The sequence below is a fragment of the Lactobacillus panisapium genome, assembly GCF_019469265.1.
Lineage (GTDB): Bacteria > Bacillota > Bacilli > Lactobacillales > Lactobacillaceae > Lactobacillus > Lactobacillus panisapium.
Map to the genome: position 1 here is coordinate 527,501 of NZ_CP048268.1, position 20,218 is coordinate 547,718.

Annotated in this window: 16 protein-coding genes, 27 tRNA genes, 2 rRNA genes and 1 riboswitch (1 of these 46 only partly in view); of the genes, 43 read left to right on the plus strand and 2 right to left on the minus strand. The window is 39.1% G+C overall.

The window, feature by feature from the left end:
• From GYM71_RS02520 to GYM71_RS02710, 39 genes are all read left to right on the plus strand, one after another.
• Positions 1-388 (plus strand): 23S ribosomal RNA (locus tag GYM71_RS02520); it begins 2,520 nt to the left of the window's first position.
• A gap of 76 nt (positions 389-464) precedes the next feature.
• A 5S ribosomal RNA gene (gene rrf / locus GYM71_RS02525) occupies positions 465-581 on the plus strand.
• Between the two features lie 6 nt (positions 582-587).
• Positions 588-660: transfer RNA gene (locus tag GYM71_RS02530), tRNA-Val, on the plus strand.
• A 6-nt stretch (positions 661-666) separates the two neighbouring features.
• Positions 667-739, plus strand: a tRNA-Lys gene (locus tag GYM71_RS02535).
• Between the two features lie 12 nt (positions 740-751).
• A tRNA-Leu gene (locus GYM71_RS02540) sits at positions 752-833 on the plus strand.
• A gap of 35 nt (positions 834-868) precedes the next feature.
• A tRNA-Thr gene (locus tag GYM71_RS02545) sits at positions 869-941 on the plus strand.
• A gap of 12 nt (positions 942-953) precedes the next feature.
• Positions 954-1,025, plus strand: a tRNA-Gly gene (locus GYM71_RS02550).
• Between the two features lie 10 nt (positions 1,026-1,035).
• Positions 1,036-1,121, plus strand: a tRNA-Leu gene (locus GYM71_RS02555).
• Positions 1,122-1,129: 8 nt separating this feature from the next.
• Positions 1,130-1,203: transfer RNA gene (locus GYM71_RS02560), tRNA-Arg, on the plus strand.
• A gap of 5 nt (positions 1,204-1,208) precedes the next feature.
• Positions 1,209-1,282 (plus strand) — tRNA-Pro (locus GYM71_RS02565).
• Between the two features lie 32 nt (positions 1,283-1,314).
• Positions 1,315-1,388 (plus strand) — tRNA-Met (locus GYM71_RS02570).
• 13 nt (positions 1,389-1,401) lie between these two features.
• Positions 1,402-1,475, plus strand: a tRNA-Ile gene (locus tag GYM71_RS02575).
• Between the two features lie 35 nt (positions 1,476-1,510).
• Positions 1,511-1,584: transfer RNA gene (locus GYM71_RS02580), tRNA-Met, on the plus strand.
• A 3-nt stretch (positions 1,585-1,587) separates the two neighbouring features.
• Positions 1,588-1,661, plus strand: a tRNA-Asp gene (locus GYM71_RS02585).
• A 6-nt stretch (positions 1,662-1,667) separates the two neighbouring features.
• A tRNA-Phe gene (locus GYM71_RS02590) sits at positions 1,668-1,740 on the plus strand.
• Between the two features lie 20 nt (positions 1,741-1,760).
• Positions 1,761-1,831: transfer RNA gene (locus GYM71_RS02595), tRNA-Gly, on the plus strand.
• Between the two features lie 4 nt (positions 1,832-1,835).
• Positions 1,836-1,909 (plus strand) — tRNA-Ile (locus GYM71_RS02600).
• Positions 1,910-1,914: 5 nt separating this feature from the next.
• Positions 1,915-2,004: transfer RNA gene (locus GYM71_RS02605), tRNA-Ser, on the plus strand.
• A 72-nt stretch (positions 2,005-2,076) separates the two neighbouring features.
• Positions 2,077-2,826, plus strand: a complete 750-nt coding sequence (locus tag GYM71_RS02610; protein WP_220220806.1) for a hypothetical protein — start codon at positions 2,077-2,079, stop codon at positions 2,824-2,826.
• A 247-nt stretch (positions 2,827-3,073) separates the two neighbouring features.
• Positions 3,074-3,145 (plus strand) — tRNA-Glu (locus GYM71_RS02615).
• 30 nt (positions 3,146-3,175) lie between these two features.
• Positions 3,176-3,262 (plus strand) — tRNA-Ser (locus GYM71_RS02620).
• A gap of 9 nt (positions 3,263-3,271) precedes the next feature.
• A tRNA-Met gene (locus tag GYM71_RS02625) sits at positions 3,272-3,345 on the plus strand.
• Positions 3,346-3,348: 3 nt separating this feature from the next.
• A tRNA-Asp gene (locus GYM71_RS02630) sits at positions 3,349-3,422 on the plus strand.
• Positions 3,423-3,428: 6 nt separating this feature from the next.
• A tRNA-Phe gene (locus GYM71_RS02635) sits at positions 3,429-3,501 on the plus strand.
• Positions 3,502-3,508: 7 nt separating this feature from the next.
• Positions 3,509-3,590 (plus strand) — tRNA-Tyr (locus GYM71_RS02640).
• A gap of 4 nt (positions 3,591-3,594) precedes the next feature.
• A tRNA-Trp gene (locus GYM71_RS02645) sits at positions 3,595-3,665 on the plus strand.
• An 11-nt stretch (positions 3,666-3,676) separates the two neighbouring features.
• A tRNA-His gene (locus GYM71_RS02650) sits at positions 3,677-3,749 on the plus strand.
• Positions 3,750-3,756: 7 nt separating this feature from the next.
• Positions 3,757-3,828: transfer RNA gene (locus GYM71_RS02655), tRNA-Gln, on the plus strand.
• A 21-nt stretch (positions 3,829-3,849) separates the two neighbouring features.
• A tRNA-Cys gene (locus tag GYM71_RS02660) sits at positions 3,850-3,920 on the plus strand.
• A gap of 33 nt (positions 3,921-3,953) precedes the next feature.
• Positions 3,954-4,038: transfer RNA gene (locus tag GYM71_RS02665), tRNA-Leu, on the plus strand.
• 121 nt (positions 4,039-4,159) lie between these two features.
• Positions 4,160-5,338 carry a glycosyltransferase family 4 protein gene (locus GYM71_RS02670; protein WP_220220807.1) on the plus strand — a complete coding sequence of 393 codons (1,179 nt, stop codon included), beginning with the start codon at positions 4,160-4,162 and terminating at the stop codon, positions 5,336-5,338.
• On the plus strand, positions 5,325-6,368 hold the full coding sequence (locus GYM71_RS02675; protein ID WP_220220808.1) for a glycosyltransferase family 4 protein: 1,044 nt from the start codon (positions 5,325-5,327) through the stop codon (positions 6,366-6,368). The genes GYM71_RS02670 and GYM71_RS02675 overlap by 14 nt, the downstream gene beginning before the upstream one ends.
• On the plus strand, positions 6,368-7,393 hold the full coding sequence (locus GYM71_RS02680; RefSeq protein ID WP_220220809.1) for a lysylphosphatidylglycerol synthase transmembrane domain-containing protein: 1,026 nt from the start codon (positions 6,368-6,370) through the stop codon (positions 7,391-7,393). The genes GYM71_RS02675 and GYM71_RS02680 overlap by 1 nt, the downstream gene beginning before the upstream one ends.
• A gap of 69 nt (positions 7,394-7,462) precedes the next feature.
• On the plus strand, positions 7,463-9,526 hold the full coding sequence (locus GYM71_RS02685) for an LTA synthase family protein (protein WP_220220810.1): 2,064 nt from the start codon (positions 7,463-7,465) through the stop codon (positions 9,524-9,526).
• A 70-nt stretch (positions 9,527-9,596) separates the two neighbouring features.
• Entirely contained in the window at positions 9,597-9,830 is a 234-nt protein-coding gene (secG, locus tag GYM71_RS02690; protein ID WP_103751948.1) for a preprotein translocase subunit SecG, read from the plus strand.
• Positions 9,831-9,903: 73 nt separating this feature from the next.
• Entirely contained in the window at positions 9,904-12,234 is a 2,331-nt protein-coding gene (gene rnr, locus GYM71_RS02695; RefSeq protein ID WP_220220811.1) for a ribonuclease R, read from the plus strand.
• 9 nt (positions 12,235-12,243) lie between these two features.
• Positions 12,244-12,702 (plus strand): SsrA-binding protein SmpB, encoded by a 459-nt coding sequence (gene smpB, locus GYM71_RS02700; protein WP_103751950.1) that lies wholly within the window; start codon positions 12,244-12,246, stop codon positions 12,700-12,702.
• Positions 12,703-13,177: 475 nt separating this feature from the next.
• Entirely contained in the window at positions 13,178-13,834 is a 657-nt protein-coding gene (locus tag GYM71_RS02705) for a nitroreductase (protein ID WP_220220812.1), read from the plus strand.
• A gap of 77 nt (positions 13,835-13,911) precedes the next feature.
• The gene (locus GYM71_RS02710) at positions 13,912-15,264 is read left to right on the plus strand and encodes a hemolysin family protein (RefSeq protein WP_220220813.1); all 1,353 of its coding nucleotides are present in this window, start codon (positions 13,912-13,914) and stop codon (positions 15,262-15,264) included.
• 40 nt (positions 15,265-15,304) lie between these two features.
• On the opposite strand, the gene hpt is transcribed toward GYM71_RS02710, so the two are convergent.
• Positions 15,305-15,874, minus strand: coding sequence for a hypoxanthine phosphoribosyltransferase (gene hpt, locus GYM71_RS02715; RefSeq protein ID WP_103751952.1), 570 nt, complete (start codon positions 15,872-15,874; stop codon positions 15,305-15,307).
• A 227-nt stretch (positions 15,875-16,101) separates the two neighbouring features.
• Here hpt and GYM71_RS02720 point away from each other — a divergent pair, with 227 nt between their 5' ends.
• The 4 genes from GYM71_RS02720 (at position 16,102) to GYM71_RS02735 (ending at position 19,410) form a co-directional block, all read left to right on the plus strand.
• Positions 16,102-17,184, plus strand: coding sequence for a M42 family metallopeptidase (locus GYM71_RS02720; protein ID WP_220220814.1), 1,083 nt, complete (start codon positions 16,102-16,104; stop codon positions 17,182-17,184).
• Between the two features lie 70 nt (positions 17,185-17,254).
• A riboswitch (TPP riboswitch) is annotated at positions 17,255-17,346 on the plus strand.
• Between the two features lie 44 nt (positions 17,347-17,390).
• On the plus strand, positions 17,391-17,969 hold the full coding sequence (locus GYM71_RS02725) for an ECF transporter S component (RefSeq protein WP_103751954.1): 579 nt from the start codon (positions 17,391-17,393) through the stop codon (positions 17,967-17,969).
• Positions 17,970-18,132: 163 nt separating this feature from the next.
• On the plus strand, positions 18,133-18,879 hold the full coding sequence (locus GYM71_RS02730) for a tyrosine-protein phosphatase (protein WP_220220815.1): 747 nt from the start codon (positions 18,133-18,135) through the stop codon (positions 18,877-18,879).
• 42 nt (positions 18,880-18,921) lie between these two features.
• Positions 18,922-19,410, plus strand: coding sequence for a cupin domain-containing protein (locus tag GYM71_RS02735; RefSeq protein WP_220220816.1), 489 nt, complete (start codon positions 18,922-18,924; stop codon positions 19,408-19,410).
• A gap of 73 nt (positions 19,411-19,483) precedes the next feature.
• Here GYM71_RS02735 and udk read toward each other — a convergent pair whose 3' ends face one another.
• Positions 19,484-20,125: a uridine kinase gene (gene udk / locus GYM71_RS02740; protein WP_103751957.1), complete on the minus strand. Its 642-nt coding sequence runs from the start codon at positions 20,123-20,125 to the stop codon at positions 19,484-19,486.
• Between the last annotated feature and the right edge of the window lie 93 nt (positions 20,126-20,218).

The window sequence follows — 20,218 nt, forward strand, 5'->3', positions numbered from 1 at the left end:
CTCGTCGCATCCTGGGGCTGAAGTAGGTCCCAAGGGTTGGGCTGTTCGCCCATTAAAGCGGCACGCGAGCTGGGTTCAGAACGTCGTGAGACAGTTCGGTCCCTATCCGTCGTGGGCGCAGGAAATTTGAGAGGAGCTGTCCTTAGTACGAGAGGACCGGGATGGACATACCGCTGGTGTACCAGTTGTCTTGCCAAAGGCATAGCTGGGTAGCTAAGTATGGACGGGATAAGCGCTGAAAGCATCTAAGTGCGAAGCCCCCCTCAAGATGAGATTTCCCATACGAAAGTAGTAAGACACCTCAAAGACTAAGAGGTAGATAGGCTAGGAGTGGAAGAGCCGTGAGGCTTGGAGCGGACTAGTACTAATCAGTCGAGGACTTGACCACAGGCTCAAGCAATCTGGTGAGGTTTTTTTAGAGGATTATATTTAGTTTTGAGTGTAAGAACTCAAGCAAAGAAAAGTACGGTGGCAATAGCAAGAAGGAAACACCTGTAACCATGCCGAACACAGCAGTTAAGCTTCTTCACGCCGAGAGTAGTTGGTGGGAGACTGCCTGCGAGGGTAGGAAGCTGCCGTGCTTTGATGGAGGATTAGCTCAGCTGGGAGAGCATCTGCCTTACAAGCAGGAGGTCACAGGTTCGAGCCCTGTATCCTCCATTTACCGAGTCGTTAGCTCAGTCGGTAGAGCATCTGACTTTTAATCAGAGGGTCGACGGTTCAAGCCCGTCACGACTCATGGCCCCATTTTGCGGGTGTGGCGGAATTGGCAGACGCGCTAGATTTAGGTTCTAGTGTTTTCGGACGTGTGGGTTCAAGTCCCACCACCCGTATTCGCCATAATAATTATATACCATATTTACATCTTGCCGATTTAGCTCAGTTGGTAGAGCATCTGTCTTGTAAACAGGGGGTCGTACGTTCAAATCGTATAATCGGCATTTCATATTAATGCGGAAGTAGTTCAGTGGTAGAACATCACCTTGCCATGGTGGGGGTCGCGGGTTCGAATCCCGTCTTCCGCTTTCATTACATGCCGGGGTGGCGGAATTGGCAGACGCACGGGACTTAAAATCCCGCGGTTGGTTTCAACCGTACCGGTTCGACTCCGGTCCTCGGCATTAATGATGCGCCCTTAGCGCAACTGGATAGAGTGTCTGACTACGAATCAGAAGGTTGAAGGTTCAAATCCTTCAGGGCGCATATCCCGGGAAGTGGCTCAGTTTGGTAGAGCACCTGGTTTGGGACCAGGGGGTCGCAGGTTCGAATCCTGTCTTCCCGATTGTAATTTGTTAATTAACGGTTACATTTGTTGGCGGTGTAGCTCAGCTGGCTAGAGCGTCCGGTTCATACCCGGGAGGTCGAGGGTTCGATCCCCCCCGCCGCTATTTGCTAGAGCTTGGACCTTTAGCTCAGTTGGTTAGAGCAGACGGCTCATAACCGTCCTGTCGTAGGTTCGAGTCCTACAAGGTCCATTAAACATGGGTTTTGTACTTTTATATTTTAACATCGCGGGATGGAGCAGTATGGTAGCTCGTCGGGCTCATAACCCGAAGGTCGGTGGTTCAAATCCACCTCCCGCAATATGGTCCATTGGAGCAGTGGTTTATCTCGTCTCCCTGTCACGGAGAAGATCATCAGTTCAAATCTGATATGGACCGTAGAATGGCTCGGTAGCTCAGTCGGTAGAGCAAAGGATTGAAGCTCCTTGTGTCGGCGGTTCGATTCCGTCCCGCGCCATTTTTTATTAGTTTGTTTTTGCGGGTATGGTTTAGTGGTAAAACGAAAGCCTTCCAAGCTTTAGTCGCGAGTCCGATTCTCGTTACCCGCTTTTGGGGCCTATAGCTCAGCTGGTTAGAGCGCACGCCTGATAAGCGTGAGGTCGATGGTTCAAGTCCATTTAGGCCCATTAATGGAGACTTACTCAAGTGGCTGAAGAGGCGCCCCTGCTAAGGGTGTAGATCGGGTTATTCCGGTGCGAGAGTTCAAATCTCTCAGTCTCCGTAATTAATAAGTTTGTGAGTGTTAAAGCTTGCAAGCTTTTTTTGTTGTTATGCATATTACCGGGTAAAAAAGATGAAAGTAAATGTTCTAAAGTCAATCGAACACATTGCACAGATGTACGAGGATGGCGTTTTCGGATCTAAAGAATTGCCTGAAGATACCAATCCACATCTTGCTCAAGATTCTGAAGAAAATGCATTGTATTTTACTTTGCCAACAGCACTTAACTATCAGCGAAATTCGTATTCTTTATGGGTGAGTGCAAAGAAGACGTATTTAGATGAATCGACTAACTTCCTCTTTAACCCCAAAAAAGTTGCTGAGAGCGATTTTAGCACTGTTCAGGCAGCTTTAACCAAATACCGCTTAGCTTTACAAGAAAACAAGCAGACGGCTATTTGGTGCCAAATATGCCAAACACTGAATGATAATTTCGCTGGCAGTGTATTAACCTTATGTCATGAAAATCATGATGACGTGGTTCAAATAAGAAAGTATCTGCAAATTGATAATAAAGCCGGATTTCCTTATCTTTCTGGCAGAAAGCTCTGCAATTACTGGTTATTTGTTTTGGATCATTATACAAGTCTTCAATTAAAAAACGTGTCTAAAATTTCTATTGCAGCTGATCGTCACGTGATAAAGGCTAGTAGAAAATTAGGTTTGATTACAGCTGAAGAAGAAAATAGTTCAAAAAAGCAGGATCTTGTTATAACTGCCTGGTTTGATTTACTGAAAGATACCAAGTACAGACCAGTTGATTTTCAAACGCCAATTTGGTTTTGGGGAAGAAGTGGCTGTCCAGCAATAATTGAGAAATAAGCCTAATTCTAAAGCTTTTGTACTAGGTTTTTGCGCCCTGATAAAAGCAAAAGTAATGCAATCATTACAAAAAATTCATCTTTTTGAATAAAACTCTTGCAAGATGACTAGGAATCCTGTATTATAAATAACGTTGTGATTGAGGAATCGCAATTGATACACGAATTAATAAAAATAAAAAGTTGTTGACATTTTAAATTAAATTCGGTATTATAATTAAGCGTCTTGTGACGTAAGAAGAGAATATGACCCGTTGGTCAAGTGGTTAAGACATCGCCCTTTCACGGCGGTAACATGGGTTCAAATCCCGTACGGGTCATTACCAACGTTTATTGGTATTTTTACATTTGGAGGATTACCCAAGTGGCTTAAGGGGACGGTTTTGAAAACCGTTAGACGGTCTTGCCGTGCGTGGGTTCAAATCCCACATCCTCCTTTATAACATCGCGGGATGGAGCAGTATGGTAGCTCGTCGGGCTCATAACCCGAAGGTCGGTGGTTCAAATCCACCTCCCGCAATATGGTCCATTGGAGCAGTGGTTTATCTCGTCTCCCTGTCACGGAGAAGATCATCAGTTCAAATCTGATATGGACCGTAGGATGGCTCGGTAGCTCAGTTGGTAGAGCAAAGGATTGAAGCTCCTTGTGTCGGCGGTTCGATTCCGTCCCGCGCCATCAGCCTGGAGGAGTAGCGAAGTGGCTAAACGCGGCGGTCTGTAAAACCGCTCTCTCTGAGTTCGGCGGTTCGAATCCACCCTCCTCCATAATAGGGATATAGTATAAAGGTAGTACATCGGTCTCCAAAACCGCTAGTGTGGGTTCAATTCCTACTATCCCTGTTTACCTCATGGCGGAATTGGTGAAGGGGTTAACACACCGGTTTGTGGATCCGGCATACATGGGTTCGAATCCCATATTCCGCCCTAGCATTGGGATATAGCCAAGCGGTAAGGCACTAGACTTTGACTCTATTATGCGCTGGTTCGAATCCAGCTATCCCAATCTATTAAATAAATATTCAATGGCGGTGTAGCCAAGTGGTAAGGCAGAGGTCTGCAAAACCTTAATCGTCGGTTCAAATCCGATCCCCGCCTTAATGGTTCACTCATTGAACTTCATAAAATTATGGCGGTGTGGCGGAATTGGCAGACGCGCCAGACTCAAAATCTGGTGTCCGTTTAGGACGTATCGGTTCGACCCCGATCACCGCTATTAGGTAACAGCTTCTATACATGAAGCTGTTTTTTGTTTATAAAATTACGCGCTTTTTCTATTATAAAAATTGCACAAGCAAAGCGGAATCTTTATAATACCTTTATACGGAGGTATTCAAATGAATATTGGTATTTTTACCGATACATATTTTCCACAAATCAGTGGTGTAGCAACGTCAATTAAGACTTTAAAAGACGCCCTTGAAGAGCAGGGACATAATGTATTTATTTTTACGACGACGGATCCGCACGTGAAAAAAGGTACTATTGAGGCTAACGTTTTTCGCTTCAGTAGTGTGCCATTTATTTCATTTACAGATCGCCGAGTAGCATTTAGAGGATTTTTTGAAGCAACTAAAGTAGCACGTGAAGTAAAACTGGATGTTGTTCATACGCAAACAGAGTTTGCTTTGGGAATGATTGGTAAATATGTCGCTCACCAATTAAAAATACCGGCAATTCATACTTACCATACGATGTATGAAGACTATTTACACTACGTGTTAAACGGGCATTTGTTGCGGCCATATCACGTTAAGCAATTTACCAATGTTTACCTTAAGAACATGGATGGTGTTATTGCCCCTAGTAAGCGCGTTGAGGCTCTTTTGAAGCGCTATGGTGTATCTATACCTTTACGTGTAATTCCGACTGGTGTGGATGTTAAGAGCTTGAATAAGCCCGCAACCCATGATGTGCGTCATGAACTAGGAATTGCTCCCGATGTCCCCGTTTTGTTAACCTTGAGCCGAATAGCTGGGGAGAAGAAAATTAATCGGATTTTAAATGTTATGCCAGAAATTGTCGATGAATTTCCTAACGTACAGCTTGTGATAGCGGGAGATGGCCCAGACGTCGAGATCTTGCAAGAGCAAGTTGAGCGACTGACTTTAGAGGATAACGTTCAGTTTGTTGGCGATGTTCCTCACGATGATGTTGGGGCATTTTACAAGATGGCCAATTTGTTTGTTTCAGCAAGCGATACTGAAACGCAAGGTCTTACCTATATTGAGGCACTCGCTGCGGGCACAAAGTGCGTTGTTTATGATACCGAATATACGGAAAATGTCTTCGATAACCCTTGCTTTGGCAAAGTTTTCACTCGGCCTAGCGAAATGCGTGACGCAATTTTATCTTATTTAAGAGAAAATCAAACTGAAATTCCGCCAGATAAGTTGAAAGCTAAAATGAAGCAAATTTCGGCTGAACGTTTTGCTAGCGAAGTACATCAGTTTTATAAAGAAGTAATCGAAAATTACCAGGAAGAGCGCGAAGAGGATAGCAATGATAAGAATTAATATGTTCTCACAAGCTGATTCAGTTAAGGGCCAGGGTGTTGGCTCTGCCTATAACGAGCTGATCAACTTATTAAGAACCCACTTAGTTAATGAATTTTATGTAACGAATAATAAATATGGTGCCAGCGATTTAACCCACTATCACACCATAAATCCTACTTATTTTGTTAACAGTTTTTCCCCAGCGCGTGGACGTAAAATTGGTTATGTCCATTTTTTACCAGAGACTTTAGAAGGCTCGGTCAAGCTGCCGAATTATGCCAAAAAAGTCTTTTATAAATATGTCATCGACTTTTATCAAAGAATGGATCAAATTGTTGTGGTTAACCCTATTTTTATTGATAAATTGGTTAATTACGGTATCAAACGGGAAAAGGTTAAGTACATTCCTAACTTTGTGGCAAAAGATGAATTCTATCCTGAACGGCAGGAAAAAAAGAATGCCTTTCGGCATCAATTAGGTATTCCTCTTGATAAATTTGTAGTCTTTGGTGATGGGCAAGTTCAGGCTCGTAAAGGAGTCGATGATTTTGCAAAATTAGCACAGGCCAACCCAGAGATGCAGTTTATTTGGGCAGGTGGTTTTTCTTTTGGCAAAATTACTGACGGCTACGATCACTTTAAAGAATTAGTGGCCAATCCGCCAAAGAACTTAACATTCACCGGTATCATTGACCGGCAACAATTAGTTGATTATTTAAACATCGCAGATCTATTTGTTTTGCCATCATTTGATGAGCTTTTTCCAATGTCTGTTTTGGAAGCTTTTAGCTGTGGGACACCGGTTTTATTGCGCGATCTTGCTTTATATGACGCCATTATCAAAGGTTACTATTTAAAAGGGAAAAACTTTGAAGAACTGAATGCGCAGTTGCGCCAAGTGGCGAATGATCAGGCACTTTTGCACAAATACAGTAATCTATCTAATATGGCTAGTGAAAAATATTCAGAAGATAATTTAGCCAAAATTTGGTGTGATTTTTATCACGAGCAATATGAACTTGGCAGGGAGTTAGGACAGATCCGCTAATGAATAAAAAGCACTTTTGGGGAATTGCGGTTGTTTTACTCATCAGCCTTGGCGTTTTGTATGTTGATTTAAAAGATACACCAGTATCGCAACTGCGGCAGGCAATGAATAATGTCAATGTTGGTGCACTGCTATTAGTTTTCTTGTTAATGCTGCTATCATATGTTTTTGAAGCTAGCATTTTAGCCGTTCTTGCACAACGTCCTGGTGAGCCTAAACGATCAAAGTGGTCATTTTTACGAATTCCAATTATTCAGGCACTCTTTAATGCAATTACCCCTATGTCAACTGGTGGTCAGCCGTCTCAGCTGGCTGCAATGGTACAGATGGGAATTGAAGGCGGCCGTGCTACTTCACTTTTGTTGATGAAATTTATCATTTATCAGATTGTTGTTTTCTTGGCATATGTTGTTACCATTATTACTGGTTTTCATATGGTTGCGACTAAATTTGCAGGTCTTGCCTTTTTTATTGCAATTGGTTTTTTAATTCACGTTAGCTCAATCATTTTTTTATTAGCAATTTTGTTTGCCTACAACTGGACTAAAAAAGCAGCTAATTGGTTAATGAATTGGCTAGCCAAAATAATTAATCCCCAGCGTGTAGAGGGCTGGCGGACCGCAACGATGGCAAAGATTGACACTTTTTATACCGAAAGTCAGAAGCTAAAGCGTGAAAAAAAGAAATTAGTGCTTAGTGCCGTGTTAACAGTGCTGCAGCTGCTTTGCTTTTATTCAATTCCGTTTATGGTTCTGGTAACTTTACGCGTTCCGGCTGATTGGGTCAGTGTTACGCAAATGAACATTATGATTATCATGTTTATGGCAATTATTCCCATTCCAGGAGCTTCAGGCGGGGCAGAATATAGTTTTCAAACGCTCTTTGCCAGTTTCATTTCATCTAAAGGTGCGCTTGTTTTTGGGATGTTTTTGTGGCGCTTTGTAACCTACTTTTTCGGGATGATTTTAGGTATTTTTGGCTGGATTTTCAAACCGAAAAAAGTTACTAGCTCAGCAAAAGATTAATTTTTACTAAAATCACTATGTTTAATTGAGCTTAAGGGTAAGATATTAGCATAGTGAGAGGAGAATAGAATGACACGGACCAAGTCTTTCTTGCAATGGTTAACATCAACCAAATTAGGTTTTTTTACCATTGTGTTAATAACTTTTTGGCTAAAAACGTACGTAATTTATTTGACCAAGTTTAATTTAGGTGCTGTCGGTGCGATGCAAAATTTTCTTTTGTTTATCAATCCGTTGCCAACAGCTTTGTTGCTGCTGGGAATAGGCCTATTTTTTAAGGGACGTAAATCCTATTGGATTATCATTGTTATTGATTTAGTTCTTAGCACATGGCTTTTTGCTAATATTTTGTATTACCGCGAATTTTCCAATTTTTTATCCTTATCAATCATTAAAACATCTGGTTCAACGGCTGATAATTTAGGAAAAAGTATTGTCGGGATAACGCGGGTAACTGATTTTTTAACTTTCATTGATGTTTTGGCAATTATTGCTTTAATGATTGGCAAAGTGATTAAGTACGATTTGCGCCCATTAAAATTAAAGTTCAATCTTTTACTTGAAGGGTTGGCAGTTGTGCTAATTGGCGTTAACCTGATGATGGCGCAAAAAGATCGTTCAGGACTTTTAACCAGAACATTCGATAACAGCTATATCGTTAAGTACTTGGGAATGAATCAATATGCCGTTTACGATAGCTTTAAAACCGCTCAAACTAGCGAGCAAATGGCCAAGGCTAATGTCTCTGATTTAAGTTCTGTCAAAAAGTACTTAAAGGCCAATTATGTTAAGCCTAATCCCGAATATACAGGCGTTGCTAAAGGGAAAAACGTCATGGTTATTCACCTTGAGAGTTTCCAGCAGTTTTTAATTGGTTATAAGTGGAAGGGCAAAGAAGTTACCCCCAACTTAAATAAACTTTACCGGTCGAAAAATACATTAAGTTTTGCTAATTTTTATAACCAAGTTGGTCAAGGTAAGACTTCTGATGCGGAAATGATGCTGGAAAATTCCTTATATGGTTTACAATCTGGCTCGGCAATGTCTAGTTACGGGACTTCCAATACTTTTGAGAGTGCTCCAGCGATTTTAAATCAACAAGGTGGCTATACTACTGCCGTAATGCACGGTGGAGCCGGTTCATTTTGGAATCGTAATAATGCTTATAAGCAATTTGGTTATCACTATTTTATGCCGTTGTCTTATTATGAAAATAAGCCTAAATATTATATCGGCTATGGTTTAAAGGATAAGATCTTTTTTGACCAATCAATTAAGTATATTGAGCGCTTGCCGCAGCCATTTTACTTAAAATTGATAACTGTTACCAACCACTATCCTTATGATTTAGATAAGAAAAATCAGTCGATTGATCCAACCGATACCGGAGATGAAACGGTTGATGGCTATGTTCAGACGGCACACTATCTAGATCAGGCAATTGGCGAATTAATGCGCTGGATGAAGAAAACTGGATTGGATAAAAATACCATGCTGGTGCTCTATGGCGATCATTATGGGATATCCGGTAATCACCATAAGGCTAGTGCAGAACTGCTTAACCAAGATGAATTTACCAATTTTGATAACCTGAAGTTTCAGCGAGTACCCCTGATGTTCCATATGCCCGGATTAAAGGGTGGAATCAAAAAGACTTATGGGGGAGAAATCGATGTTTTACCGACGCTTTTAAATCTTTTAGGAATTAATGATCGCAAAACAATTCAATTCGGTCATGATTTATTAAGTAGTAAAGCACCACAAATTGTCGCCCAGCGTAACGGTGATTTTATTACGCCTAAATATGCTAAGGTCGGAAGTACTTATTACGACACTAAGACCGGTGAAGAAATTGAGGATCCTGATGAGAAGCTAAAAGCAAAACTTGTGGCGATTTCGAATAAGGTCACTACCCAGTTGTCTTTATCGGATCGGGTAATTGCCGGCAACTTGTTACGCTTTTACCATCCGAAATGGTTTAAAAAGGTCAATCCGCATGATTATAACTATAACGAGGAAAAGGCACTGAAAAATCTGTATTCTTCACAGAACAAAACTTCGCTTTGGTATCATAATCATAAAAAATCGACGCAAAATAAATTTAAGACGGATGCGCCTGAACTTGAAAAATAAAAACTCGAAAAAAAACACATTTTGTGCTAAAATTTATCAGTAATCGTATGTGTATATTGGAGGCAGCGTATTGTATAATTTATTTATGACGCTACTAATTATTGTTTCAATTTTAATCGTTGTTGCAACAATGATGCAGCCACAAAAGCAACAAGATGCTTTGAATGCCTTATCTGGTGGTGCAGTATTTAGTGGTCAAACGAAGAAACGTGGTTTTGAAGCATTTATGGAAAAAGTGACTTCAGTTTTACTGGTTCTCTTTTTCGTTTTTGCTATTGTATTAGCTTATTTGTCTTCAAAATAGTATTGGTTCCTCCCGATCAAAACGATGGGAGGACTTTTTTTATCTTTTTAAGTAGGAAACGGAGATTAAGTGCATGGCACAAAACGAGAAAATCTTAGCTAATGTTTTAGAGATCTTTCGCCACAATCCCAAAAAGCAATATCAGGTTGAACAAATTGAGCGCATGCTCAGACGCGACCGACTTGGTAATTTTTCTGATCTCGTAAAAGCATTATCTTTTTTAGAACAAGAGAAAAAGATAATCACTGACGGCAATGGTCACTATCAACTGGCTCAAGAAAATATCGTTGTCGAGGGAATGTTTAAAGCCAATAGCAAGGGCTTTGGTTTTGTTAAAGTTGAAGATGAAGAAACCGACGATATTTTTATCGCCAAGGATTATACTGCATATGCAGTTGATGGTGATGAAGTTCGCGTTAAAATAACTGCTGGTGGAAATCCGTGGAACGGTAAGGGACCAGAAGGCCAGGTTCATGAGATTATCTCTCGTGGAGTTAGCTCCTTAGTGGGAGAATTTCATCCGCTGACTGATGAGCAAACTAAAGTTAGTCATTTTGTCGGCTATGTGTTGAGCACTAATAAAAAGTTAGCTAATTATCGGGTTTATGTTGGTGAAAATGGCTTGTGTCCGCAAAAAGGTGACATGGTCAAGGTTTCAATTAGCAATTATCCTGATAAGGATAATCCTGACTCAATGGTTGGTGTTGTCACCAAAATTATTGGTAATAAAAATCTCCCGGGCGTTGATATTATGGCAATTGTTTCTGCTCATGATGTTAAGACAGAATGGGCTCAGGATGCACTTGATCAATCCAATGCTATCCCGGATCATGTGTTGCCCGAAGAAATGGCCGATCGTGAGGACATTAGGGAGCAGCCAGCAGTCACAATTGATGGCGATGATTCAAAGGACTTTGATGATGCTGTAGTATTGTGGCAATTACCTAATGGCAATTATCATCTAGGTGTTCACATTGCTGATGTCGCTCATTATGTTAAAGAAAATTCGCCCCTTGATAAAGAGGCGTTTACTCGGGGCAACAGTACTTATTTGGTTGACCGGGTAATTCCGATGCTGCCATTTAGATTATCAAATGGTATCTGTTCTTTAAACGAGGGCGTAGACCGCTTAGTTCTTTCATGTGACATGGAAATTACGCCAGAAGGTGAGCGGGTAAATTACCGGATTCACCCCTCTGTAATGCGTTCACACGGCCGAATGACGTACAACAATGTCAATAAGGTCCTAGATCCAAATAATGAAGAGCCGCTGGAAGAAAAATATGTTAAATTAGCACCAATGCTAAAAGAAATGGCCGAGTTGCACAATGCTTTGTATCAGAAGCGCCACCAACGCGGAGCAATTGACTTTGAAGAGCCAGAAGCTAAAATTATTGTTAACGATCAGGGTAAGCCAACTGATATCGTCTTGCATAATCGGGGTACAGCCGAAAAGATGATTGAATCGTTTATGTTGATGGCTAATGAAACCGTTGCTGAAGACTTTTACAAAAAGCATGTACCATTCTTGTACCGTGTACATGAAACGCCAGATGGCGAAAGAATTAAGAGCTTCTTTGAATTTTGCAGTGCATTTGGCTTGAATATTACGGCTGATCCTAATCATGTTAAGCCGATTGACTTGCAAAAAGTGGTAGCCAAGACAACCGGAACACCTGAGGAAGCCGTTGTTCAAATGATGATGCTGCGAAGCTTAAAGCAGGCACATTATTCAGAAGAACCCCTCGGACACTTCGGCCTAGCTGCCAAGTTTTACACCCACTTTACCTCGCCAATTCGCCGTTATTCCGATTTAATGGTCCACCGCATGATTCATGCATATAGCGAGGAAGGAACTGATAAAAAAGTTCAGGATCATTTTGCTAATTCCTTACCCGAGGTGGCAGATCAGACTTCTACGCAAGAACGTGTTTCAATTGACACTGAGCGTGAGACCAACGATTTGAAGATGACTGAATACATGGCAGACCAAGTTGGTGAACATTTTGACGCTGTGGTATCCTCAGTAACTAGTTTTGGGATGTTTATTCAATTACCTAATACGGTTGAAGGATTAATCCATATTTCCAATTTAACAGATGATTTCTACAGCTTTAATGAAAAGAGCATGACGCTTACTGGTCGTGGTACCCATAAACAATATCATGTGGGGATGCCGATAAAGGTGACGTTGACTAATGCAAACGTTGAGCAGCATCAACTAGATTTTGAAATTTATGACCCCAATGCTCCTAAAAAGGAGCATAATAACCGTGGCAATAATAATCGTCGGCGTGGAAATCGGGGATTTCGCAACGATCACGGTCACCGCGGAGCTACGAATGGCCGCAATAATTTTCATAAAAATGGCAATCACCCACATTTTAGCAAGTATAAGCATTAGGACGGGAAATTGAAGAAACAAAATAATGAGAACTTAATTGCTCAGAATAAAAAAGCACATCATGATTATTTTATTAAGGACACTTATGAAGCAGGAATTGCACTTACAGGAACCGAAATTAAATCAGTACGTGCAAGAAGAATTAATCTGCGCGATGGCTATGTTCAAATTATTAATGGTTCCGCTTATCTCGAAAATGTTCACATTAGTGAATACAAGCAGGGCAACCGCTATAACCATGAGCCCCTGCGCCAACGCCAGCTGCTATTACATAAAAAAGAAATTGCTCGTTTAGCTAAGGAGCAGGAGCAAAGGGGGATCGCCATTATTCCCCTCAAAGTTTACCTTAAACATGGCTTTGCCAAAGTGTTAATTGGCGTGGGTCAAGGTAAGAAAAAATATGATAAGCGCGAAACGATTAAGAAAAGAGATCAGGAGCGTGAATTACGCCGCCAATATAAAGTATAAAATGACAGTTTGATTAGCTCGCTAATTGAACTGTTTTTTATTTATCCTAACGCTGAATAAAAGTGATTAGCCTATTTTTCATTTTAAAATAGGACTAGTAATGCTTGGGTGATTTTGGTAATATAATTATTAGGATACATGAATAGCTTTGTTTAACCAAAACAGAAAAAGTCTATGAATAAATTAAACAAAATGTGAACAAAATGTGAACAAATTCTTTGGCGGTCTTTTTCTAATGGCATTGCAATATTGTCGATTATTTATTAAGATTATTAGTATATATATAACTGGCTTTTGCAAATAGTATATTCAGATTTAAGCTTCAAAAAGTCAAACAGATGTTATAAGTTATGCATTAGTTTGTCTCGGCCATGACTTAATTCCGTTTTCGGAATACTATTTTGCCGAAAGTAAAGTATAAATAAGTAAAGTATTATTGTTATGCCAAGTTTAGTTTGTAAGGATTTGAATGGTAATGGAATTTAATGATGTCTATAATCAAGAACGAGTAACACGCAAATTTACTAATAGGAAAGTTAATGAAAAGTTATTAGCCAAAATAATTGAAAGAGCCCAGCAATCACCATCATTACTGAATTCTCAACCTTGGAAGGTTTATATCTTAGCTGGAGAAGCACTTGCTGGATTAAAAAAAGAAGTAAAAAAGCAAATTGATACTGGTGTTGATCCCCATGAAGATTTCGCAAAAATGTTATCGCTTAACTGGGAATCATTTCCGAGCCAAAATTTAGCTGCTGTCGGAGCATCGCAACCGTATTTCTTCCATAATAAAATGGATCTTTTTGAAGACTCAAATAATACGATGTTTAATGCCCAAGATGTAGTCTTCTTAACAATTCCCAAGGCATCGCCTGCCTGGTCTGTTTATGATTTGGGGATTTTTTCACAGAGTATAATGCTTCTGGCAATTAATGAAGGAATTGCTGTTATGCCAGCTCATTCGATGGTGTCATACCCTGAACTTGTTCGGAAATATGCGGAAATTCCTAATGATGAATTAGTCGGGATGGCAATTGGTTTAGGTTATAAAGATAAATCTGCCGAAGTTAATGATCCTAAGTATATTCCTGCAAGATTGCCGTTCAAGAAAATCTATAAATTAATTAAATAAAAAAACATTTTTATCAAGATAAAGCGCTATTAATGTTAAAATATATCAAATGATTTTTACAAAAGGTGATATAAATTTTGAATACAGCTCAAATAATTACTAATTTAATAGCAACTTTAGTGATTTTTGTTTTTGCAGCCTTCTTTGTTGCTGCCGAATTTGCATTAGTCCAAACAAGATCAAGTCAGCTAGAAGATATGCTAGCAAATAATACTGGTAATAGCAGGAAGGTTAAGCGTGCTTTACATATGACGCATAACCTGAATGAGTATTTATCGACAACGCAAGTCGGCACAACTTTAGTTGGCGTTGTTTTAGGTTGGTTTTCTGCCGATACGTTTGCAGCGATTTTTGCAAATTTATTTAAACTAACTCAACTTAATCATTCTGTAGTGCGTTCCGTTAGTGCTCTTTTAGGGGTAATTTTATTGACTTACCTAGAAGTAGTTGTGACAGAGATTGTTCCAAAAAATATTGCAATTGACATGCCAGTCAAAATATTGCTGGGAATTGTTACGCCATTGCAATTATTTCATACTTTGGTTTATCCTTTTGTCTGGCTTTTAAATACCAGTTCCAATGGTTTGCTTAAAATTATGGGCTTTGAGCCAGCAGATGAGGAAAATCAGGTTTATTCGCAGTCTGAGATTATTAAATTATCCCGGAAGGCCGTCCATGGTGGGTCTCTTGATAAAAACGACCTGACATATATGCAGCGTGCTTTTGAACTCAATGATAAAGTCGCAAAGGATATTATGACGGACAGAACCAGGCTGGTGGTGATTAATTCAACAGATACGATCAAGCAAGCACTAAAAATGTATCTTGATGAAGGGTCAAGTCGTATTCCTGTTGTCCGTGATAATAATAAAGACGATATTGTGGGCTATATTTATGCTTTCGATGTGGTTCAACAAAATGAAATAGATGATCAGGTCCCTGTAACCCGCATCATTAGGACAATGATCACCGTCCCGGAATCAATGCCGATTCAGGATATTTTGCATTTAATGATAAAAAAGCACACGCCGATTGTTTTAGTCGTAGATGAATATGGTGGAACTAGCGGAATTGTGACTGATAAGGATATTTACGAAGAGCTCTTTGGTACGGTTAAAGATGAAATTGATGATGTTTCAGATGACTATATTATCAAAGATAAAAAGGGCAATATTCATGTTTCGGGTAAAACGACCTTATATGATTTTGCCAGATATTTCCGCAAAGATCTTAAGAGTTTCCAAAATAGCGATATTATCACTATTGGTGGCTATATGATGGAACATTATCCAGAATTAAAGAAGAATCAAACGGTTGAGCTCGAAAATTTTGAATTTAAACTTGAAAATATTGAGCAGGGTTTTATGCGGTGGTTTATTGTCAAGCCGTTAGCACCAAAAGCTAATAAAACAACAAACGAAGAAAACTAACTGATAAATAAAAAGGAGCTATTTGAATAGCTCCTTTTTATTATTTATTATTAGCTAGCTTGATGACTTCAGGCTTGAGAACGCCAATGTAACGCAAGTTACGGTAGAAGTTCATAAAATCTAGACCATAGCCTACAACAAACTCGTTTCCGACTTGTGAACCGTAATATTCAACCTCAACGTCAACTTTTCGATTAGCTTCCTTATTCAGTAAAACGCAGCACTTAACGCTTTTAGCACCACGCTTTTGGAGCAAATCCTTCATATATTTCAAGGTTAATCCGGTATCAACGATATCTTCAACGATTAAAACATCACGATCTTTGACATCTGTTGCCAAGTCAGAAATGATTTTTACTTCGCCAGAAGATTCAAAACTATCGCCGTAACTAGAAACGTCCATAAAATCAATTTCTTCTTTGACGTTCATTTCACGCACTAGGTCAGTTAAAAAGAAAATTGCTCCTTTTAACGCACCTATAACTAACGGCTTTTTACCAGCATAATCTTCAGTTAATTGCTTACCCAATTTGACACACATTTGGTGAATATCATCTTCGGTAAACAATTTATGATCAATAATATTATCAATATTGTCGTTTTTCGGCATTTATTTACCCTTCACTTAAAACTCAAAATTCCTAATAAAATCGATTATATCATTTTTAATATGAAAAAGTAGCTCGTTTTAAACTTTTTTAGCAGTTTTGTACCCAAATTACGGACAAAATTGTTAATTTTGCTAAAAGCAGTAGGATTATTTCAGAAATAGCTTAAATTACTGCTTTTTGCTACAATGAGACATAAGGTTTAATAAGCGAAAGGTCAATTACAACGATGGAAAAAGAACAAGAAATAAAAATGCTCAAAGCTTTTTCGGATGCTAATTCAACTTCCGGCTTTGAAGGTGAATTCGTTAAGCTTTTTACTGATACAGTAAAGGATATTGCTGATGTAAAAGTTGATGGGATGCTCAACGTTTACGCTGCTAAAAAAGAAAATCAGGCTGGTCGGCCAATCATTCAGCTTGATGCCCACTCTGATGCCGTGGGTTTTATAACTCAGGCAGTTAGACCAAACGGAATGATCAAGTTTGTTCCGCTTGGCGGCTGGGTTAAATATAATATTCCAGCTTTACGGGTAAAGATTAGAAACCGTGACGGTGAATATGTTCCTGGCGTAGTGGCAACTAAGCCACCGCACTTCATGACTGAAGAAGAACGAGACAATGTACCAGAAGTAGAAGATATGTCAGTTGATGTTGGTTCTAGTTCTCGTGAAGAAACAATTAATGACTATAAAATTGATACGGGTTGTCCCATTTTTGTTGACGTCAAGTGCGAATACAATGAAAAAACCGGTCTTTTCTTCGGTAAGGATTTTGATGACCGTTTCGGTGCAGCTGCAATGGCTGATGTTTTGGATAATCTCAACGGCGAAAAGACTGACTTTAACGTTGTAGCCGCACTTTCAAGTCAAGAAGAAGTCGGCTTACGGGGAGCGTACGTAACAGCTAGAAGTATTAAGCCAGACCTAGGGATTGTGCTTGAATCATGTCCAGCAGATGATACATTTACTCCAAAATGGCTTTCTCAAACAGGCTTAAAGCGTGGACCAATGCTGCGTGATATGGACACTTCATTTTTACCTAATCCAAAATTCCAACAATACGCATGTGAATTAGCGGATAAAAACAATATTCCATATACTCGTTCGGTTCGGACCGGTGGCGGACAAGATGGTGCAGCAATTTACTATGAAAATGGTGCGCCAACAATTGTTATCGGAATTCCAGTGCGTTACGAGCATTCGGCCTACTGCTTTAGCGCATATCAAGACTTTAAGGCCTCAGTTGACTTAACTTGTGCAATTATCCGTGATTTAACTAAAGAAAAGTTGGCTAGTTTTAGTCAATTTTAATTAAATTGCTAGTTAATTGAATAACTTAAAATGTCTGCTTGATATTGTGTTATAATAGGCAAAAAGATAAGAAAGTCACTAGGGGTGCCACATTTAGCTGAGAAATACCCTCCGAACCTGAACAGGACAATACCTGCGCTAGGGAAGTGTTATTAAGTATATTAGAGTACTCCTACTGACTTAGAATGTTAGTTAGGAGTATTTTTATGTTTACAAGATCATCAAAATGGAACGTTAAAGCAATTATCCTGATTGCTTTAATTGGAATTATTATGGGAGTAATCTACACTTATGGATTTAATTGGGCTTACAATTTAATTAAGTTATTACTGCTTCCGACCGGCTTTGCTCCGGTAACAGATACTGTTTTTTCTGGATTATGGCTAATGGCAGCTCCTTTAGCGATGTATTTCGTGCCAACGGTTGGTTCAGGAACAATTGGTGAAACATTGGCAGCAGTTGTCGAAATGGCAATTGGCGGCCAATGGGGCGCAGTAACAATTTTGTCTGGTGTGATTCAAGGTGCAACTAATGAAATTGGCTTTTTCCCGCAAAAAAGTCGGTATCAAGCATTTTCTTGGCAAAGCGTACTAACAGGGGCCTTTTTTGCCGGCCTTGGTAGTTTCATTCCAACGTATTTTTTGTACGGTTGGAGTAAGTATAGCATCCAACTGCAAGTTATCATGTTTATTACTTGTATACTCTCTGCGCTTGTCTTTGACGGCGTTTTGGTAAAATTGATTACTAACTTATTTGATCAGGCATTAAAGCCCAAAATTGCTTAAATTAAAATTAGCACCGCAAAATATTTTTTGCGGTTTTTTTATAAAAAAGACTAAGAAACACAAATTAGTTTGCGAAAATCATGGACGTAGAATTCAATAAAAATTATAATATTCCTTTATGAAAACCAAAAAGTTTTAATAAATAATAAGTTTAAGGAGAATTATGACTACAGAGATAACAAATTGGCGTTCATTAGGTGGCTATGTTAGTTCGGATGGAAGAAAGGTTAAAGAAGGGCTGCTTTTTCGTTGTGGTCAACTATTTGATTTAACCGATGAACAAAAAGATCGTGTTCAGAACTACTACAAAATAAAGCGACTGGTTGATTTTCGCGGTGATGAGGAGAGACAAGAATATCCAGACTATCTTTGGTCAGAATTAGATTATGAAATAATTGATGTGCTGAAAGATACTGGCACAAATCAGGCTAGTGTTGATGAAATCGTTTCGGCCAACAGCAATGTTGAACAGGACATGTTGAAAACCTATGAAGAATTAGCATTGGCAGAATCTGCTAAGCAAGGCTATCACGACTTTTTGCTAACGTTAATGACTGATCCAGTTCCAGTTGCCTTTCATTGTTTTGCCGGTAAGGATCGAACAGGGGTAGCTGCAGCCTTAATTTTAAAGAGCTTGGATGTTAGTGAGGAGCAGATTTTCACCGACTACTTAAAAACAATTTCTGCTCGTAAAAAAGCTAACGAAGAAATATTAGAATACTTAAAAGATAAGATGGATCCTAATAACCTCAATGATGTAGCAATTGCGTTAACTGTTGAACGCCAATACCTGGAAAGATACTTTTCAACCGTTAAAAAGCATTACGGTGATTTTGATCACTACTTTACTGACGGCTTGAAACTGCCACAAGATTTTAAAGAGCAAATGCAAAAGAATTACTTGGTTTAACTTAATGAAGTTGACTGATTGAGCGTGGAGAGAGCAAAAATTATGAACCGAGAAGATTATATTAAAAGTTTGAACCTTGAGCCTCACCAAGAAGGAGGTTGGTTCCGTCAAATATATACTAGTGATGAGCAGTTCTTTGCTCAAGATAGTCAAGCAGATAGATTTTACTACACTTCAATTTATTTCTTACTTGATGATCAGAGCTGTTCCCATTTTCACCGCTTAAACCATGATGAACTATGGTATTATCATGACGGCACGGCGATTACAATCCATTGTATTGCTCCAGATGGTCATTATTATGCAGTTAAATTAGGTAAAAGAATTGACCAAGGTGAAGTCTTGCAATTTAAGGTACCAAAAAACACCATCTTTGCCTCAGAAGTCACGGAACCAGATAGTTTCTGTCTAGTTAGCTGCATGGTTTCTCCTGGCTTTGACTATCATGATTTTGAAATGCCCCACAAACAAGATTTGTTAAAACAATATCCAGATTATGCTGAAGTAATTAAGCGGCTGGCAAATGATTAAAATGAATAAGAAAACGCCAAATTCTAAAGCTAGAATTTGGCGTTTTTTGATGCTAATTTGGTTTATCAGTTTTTTATCTAATATTTTCGCTTAAAACAGAGTGTACCTTAGTGGTGAGCATGTCGATGGCGACATTATTTTCGCCGCCTTCAGGGATGATAATGTCTGCATAGCGTTTGGTTGGTTCAATAAATTGGTGATACATTGGCTTAACTGTATCTAAATATTGTTCAATGACCGAATCAATCGATCTGCCCCGTTCCTTAATGTCACGCTCTAATCGTCTGATAAAACGAATATCATCATCCGTATCAACGTAAACTTTAATATCCATTAAATTACGAATCTCTTCACTTGCCAGTACTAATATTCCTTCAAGAATAATAATATCGGCAGGCTCGATATGGATAGTTTCTTTGCTTCTTGTGTGTTCTTTGAAGTCGTAAACGGGCATTTCAATTGGCTCGTATTGTAATAACCGATTTAATTGCTCCTCTAAAAGGGGAATATCAAAAGCATCAGGGTGGTCATAATTGATATTCTGTCTGATGTTCATCGGAATACCAGTATTATCTTTGTAATATGAATCTTGCGTCATAATTAAGACATGTTCATTTTCCTGCATTTGGTCAACAATTTTGTGAGCGATGGTAGTTTTACCGCTGCCTGAACCACCGGTAATTCCTATCACAACGGGTTTTTCAAGTTTAGACATTGAGACACTCCTTTTTATCAAATAACATTTTACTTTACTTTTCCTTGAATTACCAACGGTTAAGGTAAAAAACATCTTTTTCTTCATAAAAAA

Coding starts and splice junctions, on each gene's coding strand:
- GYM71_RS02610 (WP_220220806.1), top strand. CDS start 2,077: ATGAAAGTAAATGTTCTAAAGTCAATCGAACACATTGCACAGATGTAC.
- GYM71_RS02670 (WP_220220807.1), top strand. CDS start 4,160: ATGAATATTGGTATTTTTACCGATACATATTTTCCACAAATCAGTGGT.
- GYM71_RS02675 (WP_220220808.1), top strand. CDS start 5,325: ATGATAAGAATTAATATGTTCTCACAAGCTGATTCAGTTAAGGGCCAG.
- GYM71_RS02680 (WP_220220809.1), top strand. CDS start 6,368: ATGAATAAAAAGCACTTTTGGGGAATTGCGGTTGTTTTACTCATCAGC.
- GYM71_RS02685 (WP_220220810.1), top strand. CDS start 7,463: ATGACACGGACCAAGTCTTTCTTGCAATGGTTAACATCAACCAAATTA.
- rnr (WP_220220811.1), top strand. CDS start 9,904: ATGGCACAAAACGAGAAAATCTTAGCTAATGTTTTAGAGATCTTTCGC.
- GYM71_RS02705 (WP_220220812.1), top strand. CDS start 13,178: ATGGAATTTAATGATGTCTATAATCAAGAACGAGTAACACGCAAATTT.
- hpt (WP_103751952.1), bottom strand. CDS start 15,874: ATGCCGAAAAACGACAATATTGATAATATTATTGATCATAAATTGTTT.
- GYM71_RS02720 (WP_220220814.1), top strand. CDS start 16,102: ATGGAAAAAGAACAAGAAATAAAAATGCTCAAAGCTTTTTCGGATGCT.
- GYM71_RS02725 (WP_103751954.1), top strand. CDS start 17,391: ATGTTTACAAGATCATCAAAATGGAACGTTAAAGCAATTATCCTGATT.
- GYM71_RS02730 (WP_220220815.1), top strand. CDS start 18,133: ATGACTACAGAGATAACAAATTGGCGTTCATTAGGTGGCTATGTTAGT.
- GYM71_RS02735 (WP_220220816.1), top strand. CDS start 18,922: ATGAACCGAGAAGATTATATTAAAAGTTTGAACCTTGAGCCTCACCAA.
- udk (WP_103751957.1), bottom strand. CDS start 20,125: ATGTCTAAACTTGAAAAACCCGTTGTGATAGGAATTACCGGTGGTTCA.